The following is a 16238-nucleotide window of genomic DNA, read 5'->3' as shown; positions in this document are numbered from 1 at the left end:
TAACCGTCAGCCGAAGGACATTGAAGCGTCGGGAGAAACGAAGGCCCTTACTTTGAAGCCATGATGGCCGGAAAGCTCCTGATCCTTGGCGCGCTGATCGTTCCAGCCCCGGTCCTTGCCCAGGACAGCCTGGCGACACGGGCTGCCGAGCTGCACGCGTTGCTGGACAGCGCCGCCACCTTGAACTGGGAGCAAGCATGGCCCGACGAGGGTCCTTCCATCAATACGCGCATCGAACGGAGCCTGGTGAGACTACTATCGACCCCCATGGCCGACAGCACGCTCGATCGGGTTACACGCCACGAGCATCTGGGCCGGACGCGATCGCCGGATGGGCTCCTGTGGGCCTTCCATTGGTTCGAGAACACCGGCGGCAGCTTCCACAGCTACGCCCATGTGTTCCACCTCCGAACCACTACCGGCCGCGGTGTCACCAAGGGCGATGACGATGGCTTTCAGGACGGTCGTGCGCCTTACTCCGAGATCCATCGGCTGCGCACCAGGAGCGGCGAACGGCTCTACCTCGCATTGGGCACCGTGCGCAGTTGCGGGAGTTGCTGCGCCGAGGTGGCCGTGGTCTTCCGCACCACCGGCGATTCGCTCGACCTTGAATACCCGGCCTTCGCAGTGAACGAGGAGCCGGCCTCCCCAGGCTACGGGCTCGACACCCGCTGTGGCGATGTGTTGCAGTGGAACTACAACGCCAGCTCACAACGCATCGAATACGTGTTCCGGCTCGACGACCTGTCACCGGTACCCATTTCGAACGAACAACCCGACGGCATCGTGCGCGGCTCGCTCCAGTTCGACGGCGAACGCTTCATCGAACACCGAGGCTCTGTGGAACCCGATAACTATCCGAAGCCTTGATCGTGGGGCACAGGGGCGGATCGGTCCACTCCGGACGAGTTGGGCCGCAGGGACGCAGAGGACGAAACGCAGGAAGACAATGACAAGGTGGAAGCACATCTTTACCATGGCATTCCGCATTCCGTGCGCCTCAGCGCCTCTGCGGCAAGAACATGACCTCCTCTTTCACCCACGGCCCCCTCTCCATCGCCCACCGGGTGAGCGGCACGGGGCCGGTGCATGTGCTGGCCTTCCACGGCTACGGCGGCTCGGTGCGCGACTTCGACCCGGCGGTGGCGGCCTGGGGGCACCGGGTGACGCTGCACGCCTTCGACCTGTGGTTCCACGGCGGCAGCCGCTTCCCGCCCGGGCGCACGGTGGACCACCCCCTGCGGCCCACCGAATGGCGGGACCTGATGCGGGCCTACCTGGACCAACACGGCATCCAGCGCGCCTGGAACGCCGGCTTCAGCCTGGGTGGCCGCATGGCCCTGAGCCTGCTGGAGCAGCTGCCCGAGCGCAGCAACGGCCTGTTGCTCTTCGCCCCGGACGGCCTGGTGCGCAACCCCTGGTATCGCGCCCTGAGCCGCTACCGGGTGGGCCGGCACCTCTACCATCGCTTCCTGCACCGCCCCGAGGGCTGGTTCCGCGTGGTGGACACCGTGCACCGCACCGGCCTCATCAGCACCAAGTTCCACCAGTTCCTCACCCAGCACACGGACAACCCCGCCAAGCGCCAGCTGGTGCACGACGTGTGGCTGAGCCTGCGGGGCATCGAGCCCGACCTGGGCATGGTGGTTCGGCACCTGCGGACACACGACCTGCACGCCCACCTGCACATGGGCCGATTCGACAAGGTGATCCGCCTGCCCTGGGGCCAGGCCTTCGCGCGGCGCGACCCTGCCCGCATCCACGTGCATGTACACGAGCGCGGCCACCTGGTGATGGCGCCTCCGGTGCTGGAACCCATCCCCCCCGGGCTCGGCTGGGCCTGAAACGGAAAAGGGGGCCGTAGCCCCCTCGTTCCTGAACCGGGGCAGGCCCGGTGTACGGCTTACTTCTTGCCCTTGGCCTCGTCGCTCACGGTGAGCTTCTTGCGGCCGGACTTGCGGCGGCTGGCCAGCACGGCACGGCCTGCGGCAGTGCTCATGCGCTTGCGGAACCCGTGCTTGTTGGCGCGCTTGCGTCGGCTGGGCTGGTACGTGCGTTTCATGGCTACGGGTCGTTCGTTGGGGGCGCAAAAATAGTCCTTCCGGCCGATCCGGCAAGCCCCCTACCGCGGACCGAAGCGCAGGCGGTCCAGACCGAAGGGGGCCACCACCCCCCCTTGCAGCTCCACCAGCAGGCGCCCATCGGCGTCCACCTCCAGCGGCCGGGCCTCGATCAGCGCGCCGTCCAGCTCCATGGGCAGCCAGCGGCCCCGCCCCCAGAGCGCGTCGCGGTAGTCGGCCTCCAGCCCCAGGCGGTGGCCCATGGCCTGCCGCCACCGCAGCTCCAGGCGGTCCAGCAGGCCGGTGAGCAGGGCCTCCTGGTCCACCATGTGCCCGAGCTCCAGCCGCACGCTGGTGGCCAGGGCCCCTTCTACATCGCCGTCGCTGTTCACGTTGAGGCCGATGCCCACCACGGAATGGCGCACCTGCGCCCCCTGCAGTTCGTTCTGGATGAGGATGCCCGCCACCTTGCGCGGGCCCACCAGCACGTCGTTGGGCCACTTGACCATCACATCGGGCACGCCGATGCGCTGCAGGGCATCCCGCACGGCCAGGGCGGCGAATTGCGCCAGCACGAACTGGTGCCCGGCATCGAGCCCATCGGGCCGAAGCACCACGCTGAAGGTGAGGTCGAGCCCGGGCTGGCTGCTCCAGGGACGCTCGCGCTGGCCCCGGCCAAAGGTCTGTTCGCGGGCCAGGATGACGGTGCCGTGCTGCACTTCCGTCAGGTGCAGCAGATCGGCAGCATGCTTGTTGGTGCTGTCGACGGTCGCCAGTTCGATGCGTGCCGACCCGATCATGGTCCCGCTGGGCAAGGCGCCTGCGGCCACGGCGGCGGCAGGGGAACTTGCTACCTTTGAACGACCAAGATACACCGGATGATAAAAGCGCAGGGCGCGGGGAACAGCGCCCGCTTGGTGGAGGCCGTGATCCAGGGCATCCAGGAGGTGAAGGGCAGGGACATCGTGCGCATCGATCTGCGGGGCATGCCGAACCGGGTGTGCGACCAGTTCGTTGTGTGCCACGGCGACTCGGACACGCAGGTGGAGGCCATCGCCGGCTCGGTGGAGAAATTCGCCCGCGAGAAGGTCGGCGAACGCCCCTGGCAGGTGGAGGGCCTCCGCAACGCCGAGTGGGTGCTGCTCGACTTCGTGGACGTGGTGGTGCACATCTTCCACCGCGCCAAGCGTGAACACTACGGCCTGGAGCACCTGTGGGCCGATGCCGCCAGCCAACGCTACGACAACGTGGCCTGACGAACCGACCGAACCGTGGAACAACCCAACACCGAACGCCCCCGGGGCGACAAGGACCGTCCCAAGCGCTCCTTCAACTTCTACTGGATCTACGGCATCATCATCGTGGTGATCCTGTCGATCAACCTCTTCACCATGAGCGGCGGCCTGGTGGAGATCGAACCCACCGAGTACAGCACCTTCGTGGCCGCCGGCGACGTGGACCGCGTGGTGGTGATCAATGACGAGGTGGCCCAGGTGTACATCAAGAAAGACCGGTTGGCCAACCCGCCCCACAAGGACCGCATCCGCGGCAACGTGATGAGCGGCAGCAACGTGGCCGGCCCGCACTACGCGTTCAACATCGGCAGCATCGACGCCTTCCAGGCCGAGCTCAAGAAGGACTACGACGCGCAGAAGGTGCGCTACAGCTTCAAGCACCAGGACAACTGGGGCCGCGAGATCCTGCAGTGGGTGCTCTTCGTGGGCATCATGATCGCCATCTGGATGTTCGTGATGCGCCGCATCGGCGGCGGCGCCGGCCCCGGCGGCCAGATCTTCAACATCGGCAAGAGCCGCGCCCAGCTCTTCGAGGGCGGCAAGAGCACCAACATCACCTTCAACGACGTGGCCGGCCTGGACGAGGCCAAGGAGGAGCTGCAGGAGATCGTGGACTTCCTGAAGAACCCCAAGAAGTACACCGACCTGGGCGCCAAGATCCCCAAGGGCGCGCTGCTGGTGGGCCCCCCGGGCACCGGCAAGACCCTGCTGGCCAAGGCCATCGCCGGCGAGGCCAACGTGCCCTTCTTCAGCCTCAGCGGCTCGGATTTCGTGGAGATGTTCGTGGGCGTGGGCGCCAGCCGCGTGCGCGACCTGTTCAAGCAGGCCAAGGAGAAGGCCCCCGCCATCATCTTCATCGATGAGATCGACGCCATCGGCCGCGCCCGCGGACGAAGCATCAGCATGGGCGCCAACGACGAGCGAGAGAACACCCTCAACCAGCTCCTCACCGAGATGGACGGCTTCGGCACCAACAGCGGGGTGATCCTCATCGGCGCCACCAACCGCGCCGACGTGCTCGACCGCGCCCTGCTGCGCCCCGGCCGCTTCGACCGCCAGATCTTCGTGGACATGCCCGACCTCAACGGGCGTATGGCCATCTTCAAGGTGCACCTCAAGCCCCTGAAGCTGGACACCACCGTGGACGTGGAGTTCCTGGCCAAACAGACCCCGGGCTTCAGCGGCGCCGACATCGCCAACATCTGCAACGAGGCCGCCCTCATCGCCGCCCGCAAGAAGAAGAAGACCATCGACCGCCAGGACTTCCTCGACGCCGTGGACCGCGTCATCGGCGGGCTGGAGAAGAAGAACAAGATCATCACCACCGACGAGAAGAAGGCCATCGCCTACCACGAGGCCGGCCACGCCACCGTGAGCTGGCTCGTGGAGCACGCATCGCCTCTGGTGAAGGTGACGATCGTGCCGCGTGGCCGTTCACTGGGCGCCGCCTGGTACCTGCCCGAGGAGCGCCACCTCACCACCACCGAACAGATGCTCGATGAGATCTGCGCGCCGCACTCGGCGGGCGCGCCGCCGAGGACGTGATGTACGGCAAGGTGAGCACCGGCGCGCTCAGCGATCTGGAGAAGGTGACGAAGCAGGCCTATGCCATGGTCACCATTTATGGCCTTAACGATCGCGTGGGCAACATCAGCTACTACGACAGCAGCGGACAGAGCGAGTACGGCTTCGGCAAGCCCTACAGCGAACGCACCGCCCAGGTGATCGACGAGGAGGTGAGCAAGATCGTGGAAGGCCAGTACCAACGGGCCAAGCGCATCCTCAACGAGAGCAAGGACAAGCTCACCGCCCTGGCGGGGCAGTTGCTGGACAAGGAGGTGATCTTCAAGGAGGACCTGGAGAAGATCTTCGGCCAGCGCCCCTTCGAGCGCCCCGCGCCCCCTGCCGCGAACGGCCACGGCAGCACCGTCCCCGCCGCGGAAGCCCCCTCCGATGCCCCCCCTGCCGCACACCAGCAGGCCTGACGGCCGGCCTCCCGTGTGGACCGTGGTCTTCGCCGCGGCCCTGCGCGCCGAGGCCGAACTGGTGCTCGGCCGACTCGAGGCCGAAGGCATCCCCGCCGTGCTGCTGGACCGGAGCCCCAGCGCCTATCCCCTGATGGGCGAGGTGTGCGTGCTGGTGGACCGCGACCGACTGCTCGAAGCCCTTCACCTGTTGCAGAGCCCCCCGCCGTGAACGAGGTGCTCGTGCGCAGCCTCACCGGGCTGGTCTACATCGGCCTCACCGTCGGCGCCGCCCTCGCCGGCCCCTTCACCACCCTCCTCCTCTTCCTGCCCGTGGCCGTGATCGCCGCCGGCGAACTGCACCGCCTCACCTGGCGCACGGACGACGCTCCGCCCCTGTTCTGGACCCAGGTGCTGGCCGGATGCCTCTTTCTGGTGGTCGCCGTGGCCCCCATCGCCACCGACTGGCGCGCCGGCTTCGTGCTGCTCACCGCCTTCCTGCTCGTGCTCCTCACCATGGGCCTCGCCCTCTTCCGCGGCGGGTCCGCCCCGGTGCAGGAGATCGCGGGCCAGGTGCTGGTACTGGTGTACGTGGCCCTGCCCTTCGGGCTGGTGCCCCTGGTGGTGGCCCGCGGCTGGGAACTGTTCCTGGGCTTCATGGTGCTGCTGTGGACCAGCGATACGGGCGCCTACGTCGTGGGGCGCCTCATCGGACGACACCCCCTCTTCCCGCGCGTATCTCCCAAAAAGACCATCGAGGGCCTCCTGGGCGGGGTGGCCTTCACCCTGCTGGCCGCCTGGATCATCGCCCGCTATTGGACCGCGCTGGACCTCACCGACTGGCTGGTGCTGGCCGTGGTGGTGACGATCACCGGCACCCTGGGCGACCTGCTGGAATCCGCCTTCAAACGTGCCGCCGGGGTGAAGGACTCCGGCACCCTGCTGCCCGGCCATGGCGGACTGCTTGACCGCTTCGACGGCTTCCTGCTCGCCATGCCCGCCACCTGGGTGTACCTGCAGGCCCTCGCCTGAGGGCGGAAAGGCCCCCCTCCTATCTTTGGCCGGCACGCTCCCATGGGCATCCACCGCGAAGGCACCGCCACCCTCCTGCTGGCCACCGCCGTCCTGTGCTTCGCCCTCTATGGGCTGATGCAGTGGACCTCCGCTCCGGCCGCGCTCCGCATCGCCCTCGCCGCGCCGCTGGTGGCCGTATTCCTCATCGTGCTCTGGTTCTTCCGCGTGCCACGGCGCACCGCCACCGTGGACGACGGCGCCATCGTGTCCCCCGCCGACGGTAAGGTGGTGGCCGTCGAGGAGGTGCATGAGCCCGAGCACTTCAACGACCGCCGCCTGCAGGTGAGCATCTTCATGAGCCCGCTGAACGTGCACGTGAACTGGTACCCCGTGGCCGGCACGGTGAGCTACGCGCGCTACCACCCGGGTAAATACCTGGTGGCCTGGCACCCGAAGAGCAGCACCGAGAACGAGCGCAGCACCGTGGTGGTGCGCCACGCGCGCCATGGCGAGGTGCTCTTCCGCCAGATCGCGGGAGCGCTCGCCCGCCGCATCTGCACCTATAGTACCGCCGGCGCGGACGCCGCCCAAGGCCGTGAGTTCGGCTTCATCAAGTTCGGCTCACGCGTGGACCTCTTCCTGCCGCTGGGCTCGAAGGTGCAGGTGGCCTTGGGCGACACCGTGCAGGGCTCCACCACCGTGATCGCCCGCTTCCCCAACGCCTGACCATGCGCTCCCATTCCCTGCTCGTACCGATCCTGTCCGCGACCCTGCTGGCCGCCTGCGGCGATGATGGTCCCGGGCCCGAAGAGCAGGCCCCCGGCACCATGGAACAGCCCGCACAGCCCGCCACGCCAGCGCTCACCCCGCTGCCTGAAGGCGCTTTGCATGTGGACGGAGTGTACCGCGCCAAGCTGGGCGGCGTGGGCTATGTGATGCGCTTCTTCCCGGAGGGCTATGTGATGAACACCGCCGGCATGGCCAAGGATGCGGACGGGTTGAAGAACCTGCTGGTGCCCTCCACCCCCGTCGACGGCAACAGCGCCGTGCACCGGTCGGCGGTGCGGATCAATGGGGACAGCGTGCTGTTCACCACCCACAGCATGAAGGGCGAGATCGACTACCAGGGCCTGCGCCTCGGCACGGACTCGATCCGCTTCCGCAAGTACAGCCACATCAACGGCCGCGACGTCACGGTCACCTACTTCTTCGAGCCCGACGCGCTACCCGCGCAGTAGGCGGTGCAGTTCGGCGAAGTGGGCGAAGCGGTAGGTGGCCTCCGCGTCCGGCTCGGTCCCAGGCTCACCGATGAAGTGCGCCTGATCGAGGCCCGCACCCCGCGCACCGCCCATGTCGTTCCGCGCATCATCGCCCACCATAAGGCTCTCCTCCGCCACGGCCCCGGCCAGGTCGAGCGCCCGGCGGAAGATGCGCGGGTCCGGCTTCGCCGCTCCGGCCTGCTCGCTGGTGAGCACCACGTCGAAATGCCCCGCGATGCCGCTGCTCGCCAGCTTGACCCCCTGCACCTCCTGGAATCCGTTGGTGATGATGTGCAGGGCATGGTCCGTCGCCAGGTCCTCCAATAACGCGCGGACGCCGGCGTGCAACGCGGGTTTCCGCGGACATCGGTCCAGGTAGTCGGTGGCCAGCCGGTGCGCGAGCCGCTCATCGCGCACACCGAACCGGCCGAGGGTGTTGCGGAAGCGCAGCACGCGCAGCACCTCCTTGGGGATGCGCCCCTGCTCGTAGCGGCGCCATAGGCCCGCGTTCACTTCCTCGTAGGCGTCGATGAGCTCGTCGGCCGTGTCGATGCCGCGGTCCGCCAGCTCGAGCTCGGCATGCAGTTCCCGCAAGGTGGCCCGCGAGTTCGTGCGGAAGTCCCACACCGTGTGGTCCAGGTCGAAGAAGATGTGGCGGTAGCGCTTCACGGCAGGGCCTGGGTGATGCCTCCTACCACCCCGGTGAGCGCAGCGGACACGCCGAGGGCCTGCACCACCACGGAGATCAGCAGGGCCGGGACCATGCGGCGGTCGTGGTGGAAGAAGCGCGCGGCCAGGATGCTGCCCACCGGGATGGTGAGCACCAGCGGTGTGAGCGCGGCCACGCCCAGGAAACCGCTGACGTGCTTCACGCGGATGATCCAGCGGTTGCGCCGCGTGAAGATGCGCCGCAGCGCGGCCCCGCGCGCTCGGGCCCTTGCGCGCCCCTTGAGCCAGCGTTCGCGCGACCACTCGGTGAGGCGTTCGCTGAGGCGGTAGAACACCAGCACACCGAGGCAACCGCCGACCGCGGTCCAGAGGAAGGTCTCCAGGAAGCTGAAGCCCAAGCCTGCGCCGAACCCGGCCGCCACCACCATCTTCAGCATGCCCCAGGCCACGATGATCACTATCTGAACCGCCTGGTCCACGATCTACAGCTTGCGGCCGTACGCCAGGTCGCCCGCATCGCCCAGTCCGGGCACGATATAGGCCTGTGCGGTCATCTCCTCATCGATGGCACCGATCCAGATGCGTGTGCCCGAGGGCAGGTGCTTGCGGATGTACTCCACCCCTTCGCTGCTCGCGATCACGGACACCACGTGAAGGGCCTTCGGGCGGCCCAGGCGCAACAGGGCCTTGTACACCAGCAGCATGCTCTGGCCGGTGGCCAGCATGGGATCGCACAGCACCAGCACACGGTCGTCCAGGGTGGGGCTGCTGAGGTACTCCACCTCGATGTCGAAGCCCTCCTCGCCCTTGCGGTGCTTGCGGTAGGCGCTGATGAAGGCGTTGTCCGCCCGGTCGAAGACCGACAGCATGCCCTGATGCAGCGGAAGGCCGGCCCGCAGGATGGTGGCCAGCACGGGCTGCTCCCGCAGCACCGGCACACGCGCCTGGCCCAGCGGCGTGGTCACATCGCGCTCCTCGTAGTCCAGGGTGCGGCTCAGTTCGTAGGCGAACACCATGCCCAGGCGCTCGAGGTTGTGGCGGAAGCGCATCGGATCGCGCTGCACCTCGACGTCCCGCATCTCCGCGAGGTACTGGTTCACCACCGTGCGCTCCTTGCCCAGTTCAACGATCATGCCTGTTCAGGTTGGCCTCGCAGGCTGACGGGGAAGCGCCGCAGCAAGGCGTGTAAATATAGCGTGGTCACCGCGCCGAAGCCCGCGTAGAACCGGGCCAGCGCCGGGTCGCTGCTGCCCGCCAGATCGAGCCAGCGCGCACGTCCGGCGCGCATCTCCAGCACGCGGTCGATCAGCAGGTGCATGGCGTTCAATGTGCGGGCTTCGGGCAGCGCAAGGCCCTTGAGGAAGATGGTGCGGTCGCCGTGGTGCACGAAGCATCCGGCCGCCACAGGACGCCCCGCATGAAGCACCGCCATGCAGCCGCCTTCGCCACGCTGGTCCACCAGCCGCAGCAAGCGCTGCAGCGAGGCCTGTTGCCGCAAGCTCACCTTCCATCCCGGCCATTGGGGCGCCGTGGTCAGAAAGTGCAGGAACGCCTCCGGCCGCATGGCCGTATCGAGCTCCAGGCCGGCCGTCTCCGCGCGCCGCAGGCTGCGGAGGTGATTGTTGCCATACCCCTGGCGGATGGCCGCGATGGGTCGGTCCAACGGCACCCACTGGTCCTGCCGCGTGGTGAATCGCCAACCAGGACCCGCGCCTTCCACGGCCGTGTTCGTGAGGTAGATGTCCGCCAGTCGGAAGCGCATCGGCAGGGCCCTGAGGAACTCGCCGTTCCGAACGGCATCCTGGGTCGGGGCGAACACCCCCAGCTGCTGCAGCGGGAACGGTTGGTACAGGTAGGGAATGCCCCATTTGCGATGATGGGTCAGCGGCATCAGTGCACCGCGCTCCTCATCCCAGAGGGCCTCCCAGCCGGGGCATGCCGCATCGAGGACGGCGCTGCGGGCGTACCACACCGGGCCCTCGCACCGGTCCAGCAGCGCGTCCCACGAGGCCTTGTCGATCCGGCCGTGCCGCAGGTGCGTGATCATGGCCTGGCGTGCTTCACCACGTGATCGAACACCGCGGGCCATCGTGCGAACTCCCGGTGCCCGCTCAGGTAACGATCGTGCCACACGCTCACGAAGGTGCCCTGCACCGCGCGCACCTCGTCGCTCATCGTCCGCATGGCGGCGGTCACACCGTCCGGATCAAGACCGCTCCGCTCGATGAGCGCACTGTCCATCGCCGCAAAGGGCCACAGCATCAGCGAGGTGGGCCGATCCCTCTCCAGATCGTACCAGGGGAACGGTGTGCAGGTGGCCGCCCGGAAACCGGTGCGGTCCGAGAAGCCGAGGCTGTGCTCCTCGATGAATCCCGCAGCCGCCAGGCGACGCAAGGTGTCGGGCAGGCGCCAGCGCAGGAAGTGCTGCCGGCTGAGCAGCGTGCGCGGCTGCAGACGCCGTTCATACATGGAGACCTCGGCCTCCAGCCGACCGGGGTCGGTGCTGGATGCGTACGAGGGATGCAGCCCGATCCGCAGGCCGGTGTCGTGCCGCAGGAACCGATGGAGGCCGGCAGGCCAGCGGTCCGGCTCCACGGCATGGTCATGCGGGCCGTCGCTGCGCAGCAACAGGAACAGGATCGCACCGCTCGTGTCCCGCGCATGCCGCTCCACCCGGTCGAGGCCGCTCAGGTACGGGTCGCGCAGAAGGCCGGTGCGCACCATCCACCGCTCCAGCATGGCCCCCGGTCGGAAGAGCGCGAGGTCCTTCAGCGTGGCGCCCAGCGCTCGCGTCCACGGACGGCCGGCATAGCGCAGCATGTTGTCCACATCCACGGTGAGGATGTGGCGGTAGGTGCGGGTGAGCTCCAGCACAGGCCAGCGCTCCCGCAGGCGATCGCCGAGCTCCAGCAACCAACGATCGATCCAGGGCCTGTCAGCCAGGCCGCTCCGCACGGTGAACAGCGCCTCGGAAGGGATGCGGTCATGCGCATCGCGCGCCGCGCACCGCTGTTCATCCACCAGCGCGAGCAGAAAGAACGCGGCGGCGAACAGGTCGAACGACGCGCCGACCGGGAACAGGACCGGCATGTCATTCACCATGCCCGTGGGCGGGTCGTGTGAAGGCAGCTGGGCCAGCGCGCCGGACCAGGGGACATGGAGGGCGCCGTCGATCGGCACTGTCCCATAGCTCAGACGGGGTCCCGCCGCATCGCGGAACGCGGCCACATCGTTGGTGAGGCGCACCGGCACCCCCAGCAACCGCCCGATCGTGTGTTCCACGATCCAATGGGCGCGCGTCGATGGATGCTCCAGGTGGACGAGCAGCATGGGCGAAGGGCGACGGGCGGGTTCAGCAGAACGTGCGACCGTCGGCACAAAGTAGGGCGTCGGCCAGGTACTTGGTGGCCCAGTTCGGGCAGGCGAACTTCTCGTAGCGGCCCCAGAGCGGATGCGAGCCGGTGAGCGCGCCGCGGCCATCGGGCGGCCCTTCGGCGGTGCATGCCTGCAGGGCCACCAGCAGCCCGCGCATCCGTGCGGCGGCATGAGCGTAAGCGCTGTCCATGCCCGCGCGCGCAAGCCGCTGCCAGGCCACGGCGAGCTGGGCACCACCGGTGGTGATCAAGGCTTCGCTCCCGTTCCACGAACGGTCGTATCGACCACGAAGGACGCCGTGTTGCAGGAAGCGATCGCGCAGGGGCCGCGCCGCGGCCTCGGCCATCTCCGTCCATTGCGGGTCGGCCAGCAGATCGCCGCATTCGGCAAGGCCGTCGATCGTGTAGGCCAGGGTATGGATGATGGGCCGGTCGTTGTGCTTCACCGTGTTGTCCGCCTCGGTGAACCAGCCGTTCGCGGTCTGCCGTCCCTCCACCCAGGCCAGGTTGCGCACGGCCGCCTCCTTCAGCCCCGGCTCACCGGTGGCGCGATGCAGCAGCAGCAACGGGGCATCCACATAGGTGTCGTACACGCGCGCAGCGCCCATGAAGTTATGCCGCGACCAGCAGCCGTCCGCCTCCTGCACGCTGACGATCCAGGCGCCCGCGCGCACGGCCGCGTCCAGGTAGCGCTGTTCCCCGGTGTGCGCGTGCATGGCCAGCATGCCGCGGATCACCTGCGCGGTGTTGAACACCACCGACGGCCGGTGCTCACCGACGCGACCACCCTGCCATCCACCGTCCGGACGCTGCAAAGCGAGCAGGGTATCGGCCGCGCGCACGGCGCGACCGGCAAGGTCCGGTCGTTGCAGCCGATCGCCCGCGGCCAAAAGCGTGGGGATCAGGTAACCCGTGGTCTCCGGGTAGGTGGGTCCCCAGCCATGCACCAGGTGCAGGCTCCCCATGCCGCCGTCGCCACTGTGGTCCTGCGCGCGTCCCACCCAGTCCATCGCGGTGTTCAGCGCATGGCCCACCTGCTCCGCGGAAGGGGCTTCGGCCACGGGCCGCGGACGGGCGTGCGCGCGGATCAGCCTTCGGCCGTCAGCGTGCGCCAGCAGGTGCGTCCAGCACTGAAGGTAGTCGGCAAGGCTTCGAAGCATGGTTCAGCGCTCGCCAAGCAGGATGGAACAGATCCGGCCCGCCGTGTCCCCATCCCCGTACAGGCCGGCCGGTTCGGCAAGCTCTTGCCCGAGGCCCGCCTTCGCCGCAGCGGCGATGCGCCCGGGGTCCGCGTCAGCCAGCACCACCCTTCCGGAGGCCACGAGCTCCACCCATTCGGTGCGGTCGCGGAGCACCACGCAAGGGCGTCGCAGGATGGCAGCCTCTTTCTGCAGCCCTCCGGAATCGGTGAGCACAACGGCCGCGTTCCGGGTGAGCGCCAGCATGTCCAAGGGGCCCTGTGGAGGCACCACGCGCAGTTCCGGGCTCCTGTTCAACCGCTCACGGACCACGGCGTGCGAGGAGCTGTCGAGCAGATGCCGCACACGCGGATGCAGGGGAAGCACCACGGGCAACCCGGTGTCCAGGGCGGCCTGGTGCAGCCCCGCGATGATGCCGGAGAGGCGGTCGGCATCGTCGCTGTTCGCGGCACGGTGCACCGTGGCCAGCAGGTAGCCGCCCGGACCGAGGTCCAGGGTGCGTAGAGCTTGCGACCGCGCTTCGGCCAGCGGCAGTGTACCCAGCACGTGATCGCACAGGATGTCGCCCACCAGGCGCACCACCGGTGCATCGGGTCCGTGGGCCGGACCCGGCGAATCGCGGATGCCCTCTGCGCCCAGGTTCGTCATCGAGGCCTCGGTGGGGCAGAACAGCCAGGTGGAAAGCCGGTCGGCCACGATCCTGTTGAGCTCCTCCGGCATGCTGCGGTCGTGCGCCCGCAGGCCCGCCTCGACGTGGGCCACGGGCACGGCGCACTGGGCCCCGGCCAACGCTCCTGCCAACGTGCTCGTGGTATCGCCGAACACCAGCACGAGGTCAGGGCGACGCTTAGCGATGGCGTCGGCGATGCCCTCCACCATGCGCGCGGTCTGCAAAGGGATGGATGCCGCGCCCACGCCGAGGGTAACGTCCGGGGCGGGCAGCCCGAGCACCTGGAAGAACACGTCGGATAGCGCGGGATCGTAGTGCTGGCCGGTGTGCAGGATGCCCTGACGGAGCCGGCCGTGGTACCGTTCGGCGATGCAGCGCGCCAGCACCGCCGCCTTCACCAGTTGAGGCCTTGCCCCCACCACGGTCAGGATCTCGAGCGGTGCGGCCATGGTCAGAGCGAACCGTTGTCGGCGAAGCTGTAGTAGCCCGTGGAAGTGATGATGAGGTGGTCGTGCACGGCGATGTCCAGCAACCGCCCGCCATCAACGAGCTTGCGGGTGAGGCGGACGTCCTCTTCGCTGGGGATGGCGCGCCCGCTCGGGTGGTTGTGGGCGAGCACCACACCTGCGGCCCGACGGTCGATCGCCTCCCGGAAAATGACCTTCGGGTCGGCCACCGTACCGTGCATCCCGCCCTGGCTCACGCGCACCTTGCCGGTGACGGCGTTGCCCCGATCGAGCAGGATCAGCCAGAACTCCTCGTGCATGAGGTCCGCCATCAGGGGGTGCAGCAGCTCGAACGCCACGGCGCTGGTGGTGATGCGCACCCGTTGCTCGGGGCTGGCATCGCGCCGTCTGCGTCCCAGTTCCAGGGCGGCCGCGATGCCGATGGCCTTGGCCTGCCCAAGCCCCTTGACCTGCACGAGCTGGGCCACGCTCAAGCGGCCGAGCTTGCCCAGGTCGTTGCCGGCCATGACCAGCACCTGCCGGGCCAGGTCGAGCGCACTGGCCTGTACGGTGCCCGACCGGATGAGGATGGCCAGCAGTTCGGCATCGCTCAGCGCGCCGGCACCCTGGCTCAGGAGCCGCTCACGCGGCCGGTCGTCGCTGGCCCATTCACGGATCGTGAGCCGGCCCGGGGAGGAGCTCTGCTGGTCGGCCATGGGTCAAAAAAAAGCAAAGGTCCCCGTTCGGAGGACCTTCACCGGTGCGACGGTGACCGCGCGGGTCACTTCAGTTTGCTCACATGCGTGGCCAGGGAGGACTTCAGGTTGGCCGCCTTGTTCTTGTGGATGACGCTGCGCTTGGCCAGCTTGTCAAGCATCGCGCTCACTTCCGGGAGAAGGGCCGTGGCGGCCTTCTTGTCGGTGGTGCTGCGCAGCGCCCGCACGGCATTGCGCGTGGTCTTGTGCTGGTAGCGGTTGCGCTCGTTGCGGGTCTCGGTCTGACGCACCCGCTTGAGGGCCGACTTATGGTTCGCCATGGCTGTTCAGGCTCTGAAAAGGACGGCAAATATAGTGCTTTCCACCGGTTCCACAAGCCCGCTCCCGCCTCAGTAGGCGTTGGGGTCCTTTCCGAGCATGTTCGTCACGGTCTTCACCACGATCCGCACGTCCAGCCAGAAACTCCAGTTCTCCAGGTACCACACGTCCAGTTCGATGCGGCGCTCCATCAGCTCCGGCGTGCGGGTCTCCCCACGGAGACCGTTCACCTGCGCCCAACCCGTGATGCCCGGGCGCACGAAATGGCGCACCATGTACTTGTCGATGATGTCCCTGTACTGGTCGTTCAGCCGCAGGGGGTGCGGGCGGGGGCCCACCACGCTCATCTGCCCCATCAGCACATTGAAGAACTGGGGCATCTCGTCCAGATTGCTCTTGCGCAGAAAGGCCCCCACGCGGGTCACGCGTGGATCGTTCTTGGTGGCCTGCTTGGTGTCCGCTTCGGCGTTCACGCGCATGGACCGGAACTTCCAGCAGGCGAACTCCTTGTTGTCGCGACCAAGGCGCTGCTGCCGGAAGAACACCGGACCCGGGGACGAAAGCTTCACCAATAGAGCCAGGATGGGGAAAAGCCAGCTGAAGACCAGCAGGATCACCAGGGCGGAGAAGACGATGTCGAAGGTGCGTTTCCAAGCCCGGTTCGCCCGATGGTCCAGCGGCTCGCGCCGAAGCTTGCTCACGGGCACCGACCCGTGGAATTCCAGGTCCGTGGTCTTCACCACCGGGATGAAGCTGTCCACGCTAGGGATCACCCGGAACCGGATGGTGTTGCGCTCACAGAACTCCATGAGGTCCGTGATATCCGCCCGGCGCGTGCCCGGAAGGGCGCAGTACACGATGTCGATGCGGTTCTGGACCGCGAAGGCCTTGGCGGCCTCCACATCACCCAGGCGATGTGCGCCCAAGGGACCCCGCACCTCCTGGTCATTGAACAGGCCGCGGAACCGGTAGCCGCGCACGGTCTGGTCCTGACAGTACTGGAAGATCTCTTCGGCCGCAGGACCCTCGCCCACGATGATGAGGTCCTTCACCGAGGTGAGCGGCTCCAGGGTGAGCACCTTGCTCAGCCCTGATCCCACCTGTTGAAGGGACAACCGCTTGGATCGGAGCAAGGCCGCCAGGTCGCCCATGCCTTCGGGGCGGGCGGTCAGTTTGCCGGGGTCGTTCGCTTCCATGCGCAGGGGCGGGATACCGTCACTCATTGATGGGGGTCACCTGGTCGCTTCCTGGCCG

19 protein-coding genes and 1 pseudogene are annotated in these 16238 nt (G+C 67.9%); 8 read left to right on the top strand and 12 right to left on the bottom strand.

Annotated elements, in window-relative coordinates; translation table 11 throughout:
- The first annotated feature begins 60 nt into the window (after positions 1–60).
- Together IPJ87_00320 and IPJ87_00315 are read left to right on the top strand one after the other, a co-directional pair.
- Positions 61–870 carry a hypothetical protein gene (locus tag IPJ87_00320; protein MBK7940318.1) on the top strand — a complete coding sequence of 270 codons (810 nt, stop codon included), beginning with the start codon at positions 61–63 and terminating at the stop codon, positions 868–870.
- Positions 871–1022: 152 nt separating this feature from the next.
- The gene (locus IPJ87_00315) at positions 1023–1844 is read left to right on the top strand and encodes an alpha/beta fold hydrolase (protein ID MBK7940317.1); all 822 of its coding nucleotides are present in this window, start codon (positions 1023–1025) and stop codon (positions 1842–1844) included.
- Positions 1845–1903: 59 nt separating this feature from the next.
- Here the strand turns inward: IPJ87_00315 and rpmH are convergent, their stop codons facing one another.
- Both rpmH and IPJ87_00305 read right to left on the bottom strand, forming a co-directional pair.
- Positions 1904–2062, bottom strand: a complete 159-nt coding sequence (gene rpmH / locus IPJ87_00310; GenBank protein MBK7940316.1) for a 50S ribosomal protein L34 — start codon at positions 2060–2062, stop codon at positions 1904–1906.
- A 60-nt stretch (positions 2063–2122) separates the two neighbouring features.
- Positions 2123–2890 carry a biotin--[acetyl-CoA-carboxylase] ligase gene (locus IPJ87_00305; protein MBK7940315.1) on the bottom strand — a complete coding sequence of 256 codons (768 nt, stop codon included), beginning with the start codon at positions 2888–2890 and terminating at the stop codon, positions 2123–2125.
- A 48-nt stretch (positions 2891–2938) separates the two neighbouring features.
- On the opposite strand from IPJ87_00305, the gene rsfS reads away from it, so the two are divergent.
- The 6 genes and pseudogenes from rsfS (at position 2939) to IPJ87_00275 (ending at position 7571) form a co-directional block, all read left to right on the top strand.
- Complete coding sequence (gene rsfS / locus IPJ87_00300; GenBank protein ID MBK7940314.1) at positions 2939–3316, top strand: ribosome silencing factor; 378 nt, start codon at positions 2939–2941, stop codon at positions 3314–3316.
- 135 nt (positions 3317–3451) lie between these two features.
- Positions 3452–5340 (top strand): annotated as a pseudogene (gene ftsH / locus IPJ87_00295) (ATP-dependent zinc metalloprotease FtsH).
- Positions 5309–5551, top strand: a complete 243-nt coding sequence (locus IPJ87_00290; protein ID MBK7940313.1) for a DUF2007 domain-containing protein — start codon at positions 5309–5311, stop codon at positions 5549–5551. Before ftsH ends, IPJ87_00290 begins: the two are co-directional and overlap by 32 nt.
- Positions 5548–6351, top strand: coding sequence for a phosphatidate cytidylyltransferase (locus tag IPJ87_00285; protein ID MBK7940312.1), 804 nt, complete (start codon positions 5548–5550; stop codon positions 6349–6351). Before IPJ87_00290 ends, IPJ87_00285 begins: the two co-directional genes overlap by 4 nt.
- 42 nt (positions 6352–6393) lie before the next feature.
- Positions 6394–7059, top strand: a complete 666-nt coding sequence (locus IPJ87_00280) for a phosphatidylserine decarboxylase family protein (protein ID MBK7940311.1) — start codon at positions 6394–6396, stop codon at positions 7057–7059.
- A gap of 2 nt (positions 7060–7061) precedes the next feature.
- Complete coding sequence (locus tag IPJ87_00275) at positions 7062–7571, top strand: hypothetical protein (protein MBK7940310.1); 510 nt, start codon at positions 7062–7064, stop codon at positions 7569–7571.
- Here IPJ87_00275 and IPJ87_00270 read toward each other — a convergent pair.
- The 10 genes from IPJ87_00270 to IPJ87_00225 all read right to left on the bottom strand — a co-directional run bounded on the left by IPJ87_00270 (position 7557) and on the right by IPJ87_00225 (position 16207).
- The gene (locus tag IPJ87_00270; protein ID MBK7940309.1) at positions 7557–8261 is read right to left on the bottom strand and encodes a noncanonical pyrimidine nucleotidase, YjjG family; all 705 of its coding nucleotides are present in this window, start codon (positions 8259–8261) and stop codon (positions 7557–7559) included. The two genes, IPJ87_00275 and IPJ87_00270, sit on opposite strands and share 15 nt — an antisense overlap.
- On the bottom strand, positions 8258–8740 hold the full coding sequence (locus IPJ87_00265) for a hypothetical protein (protein MBK7940308.1): 483 nt from the start codon (positions 8738–8740) through the stop codon (positions 8258–8260). The genes IPJ87_00270 and IPJ87_00265 overlap by 4 nt, the downstream gene beginning before the upstream one ends.
- Positions 8741–8743: 3 nt before the next feature.
- Positions 8744–9394 (bottom strand): uracil phosphoribosyltransferase, encoded by a 651-nt coding sequence (upp, locus tag IPJ87_00260; protein ID MBK7940307.1) that lies wholly within the window; start codon positions 9392–9394, stop codon positions 8744–8746.
- Positions 9391–10308, bottom strand: coding sequence for a GNAT family N-acetyltransferase (locus IPJ87_00255; protein ID MBK7940306.1), 918 nt, complete (start codon positions 10306–10308; stop codon positions 9391–9393). The genes upp and IPJ87_00255 overlap by 4 nt, the downstream gene beginning before the upstream one ends.
- Positions 10305–11591: a hypothetical protein gene (locus IPJ87_00250; protein ID MBK7940305.1), complete on the bottom strand. Its 1287-nt coding sequence runs from the start codon at positions 11589–11591 to the stop codon at positions 10305–10307. Before IPJ87_00250 ends, IPJ87_00255 begins: the two co-directional genes overlap by 4 nt.
- Positions 11592–11613: 22 nt before the next feature.
- A complete protein-coding gene (locus IPJ87_00245) occupies positions 11614–12795 on the bottom strand; it encodes a terpene cyclase/mutase family protein (GenBank protein ID MBK7940304.1) in 1182 nt (393 codons plus the stop codon).
- Positions 12796–12798: 3 nt separating this feature from the next.
- A complete protein-coding gene (wecB, locus tag IPJ87_00240; protein ID MBK7940303.1) occupies positions 12799–13953 on the bottom strand; it encodes a UDP-N-acetylglucosamine 2-epimerase (non-hydrolyzing) in 1155 nt (384 codons plus the stop codon).
- A gap of 2 nt (positions 13954–13955) precedes the next feature.
- Positions 13956–14666 (bottom strand): DNA repair protein RadC, encoded by a 711-nt coding sequence (radC, locus tag IPJ87_00235; GenBank protein MBK7940302.1) that lies wholly within the window; start codon positions 14664–14666, stop codon positions 13956–13958.
- Between the two features lie 65 nt (positions 14667–14731).
- Entirely contained in the window at positions 14732–14986 is a 255-nt protein-coding gene (locus IPJ87_00230; GenBank protein MBK7940301.1) for a 30S ribosomal protein S20, read from the bottom strand.
- 69 nt (positions 14987–15055) lie between these two features.
- Positions 15056–16207: an undecaprenyl-phosphate glucose phosphotransferase gene (locus tag IPJ87_00225; protein MBK7940300.1), complete on the bottom strand. Its 1152-nt coding sequence runs from the start codon at positions 16205–16207 to the stop codon at positions 15056–15058.
- Positions 16208–16238: the final 31 nt, after the last annotated feature.

Source organism: Flavobacteriales bacterium (genome assembly GCA_016713875.1).
Taxonomy (GTDB): domain Bacteria; phylum Bacteroidota; class Bacteroidia; order Flavobacteriales_F; family PHOS-HE28; genus PHOS-HE28.
This window is presented reverse-complemented; position numbering and strand designations above follow the sequence as displayed.

Coding starts and splice junctions, on each gene's coding strand:
- IPJ87_00320 (MBK7940318.1), top strand. CDS start 61: ATGATGGCCGGAAAGCTCCTGATCCTTGGCGCGCTGATCGTTCCAGCC.
- IPJ87_00315 (MBK7940317.1), top strand. CDS start 1,023: ATGACCTCCTCTTTCACCCACGGCCCCCTCTCCATCGCCCACCGGGTG.
- rpmH (MBK7940316.1), bottom strand. CDS start 2,062: ATGAAACGCACGTACCAGCCCAGCCGACGCAAGCGCGCCAACAAGCAC.
- rsfS (MBK7940314.1), top strand. CDS start 2,939: ATGATAAAAGCGCAGGGCGCGGGGAACAGCGCCCGCTTGGTGGAGGCC.
- IPJ87_00290 (MBK7940313.1), top strand. CDS start 5,309: ATGCCCCCCCTGCCGCACACCAGCAGGCCTGACGGCCGGCCTCCCGTG.
- IPJ87_00280 (MBK7940311.1), top strand. CDS start 6,394: ATGGGCATCCACCGCGAAGGCACCGCCACCCTCCTGCTGGCCACCGCC.
- IPJ87_00275 (MBK7940310.1), top strand. CDS start 7,062: ATGCGCTCCCATTCCCTGCTCGTACCGATCCTGTCCGCGACCCTGCTG.
- upp (MBK7940307.1), bottom strand. CDS start 9,394: ATGATCGTTGAACTGGGCAAGGAGCGCACGGTGGTGAACCAGTACCTC.
- IPJ87_00255 (MBK7940306.1), bottom strand. CDS start 10,308: ATGATCACGCACCTGCGGCACGGCCGGATCGACAAGGCCTCGTGGGAC.
- IPJ87_00250 (MBK7940305.1), bottom strand. CDS start 11,591: ATGCTGCTCGTCCACCTGGAGCATCCATCGACGCGCGCCCATTGGATC.
- IPJ87_00245 (MBK7940304.1), bottom strand. CDS start 12,795: ATGCTTCGAAGCCTTGCCGACTACCTTCAGTGCTGGACGCACCTGCTG.
- wecB (MBK7940303.1), bottom strand. CDS start 13,953: ATGGCCGCACCGCTCGAGATCCTGACCGTGGTGGGGGCAAGGCCTCAA.
- radC (MBK7940302.1), bottom strand. CDS start 14,666: ATGGCCGACCAGCAGAGCTCCTCCCCGGGCCGGCTCACGATCCGTGAA.
- IPJ87_00230 (MBK7940301.1), bottom strand. CDS start 14,986: ATGGCGAACCATAAGTCGGCCCTCAAGCGGGTGCGTCAGACCGAGACC.
- IPJ87_00225 (MBK7940300.1), bottom strand. CDS start 16,207: ATGAGTGACGGTATCCCGCCCCTGCGCATGGAAGCGAACGACCCCGGC.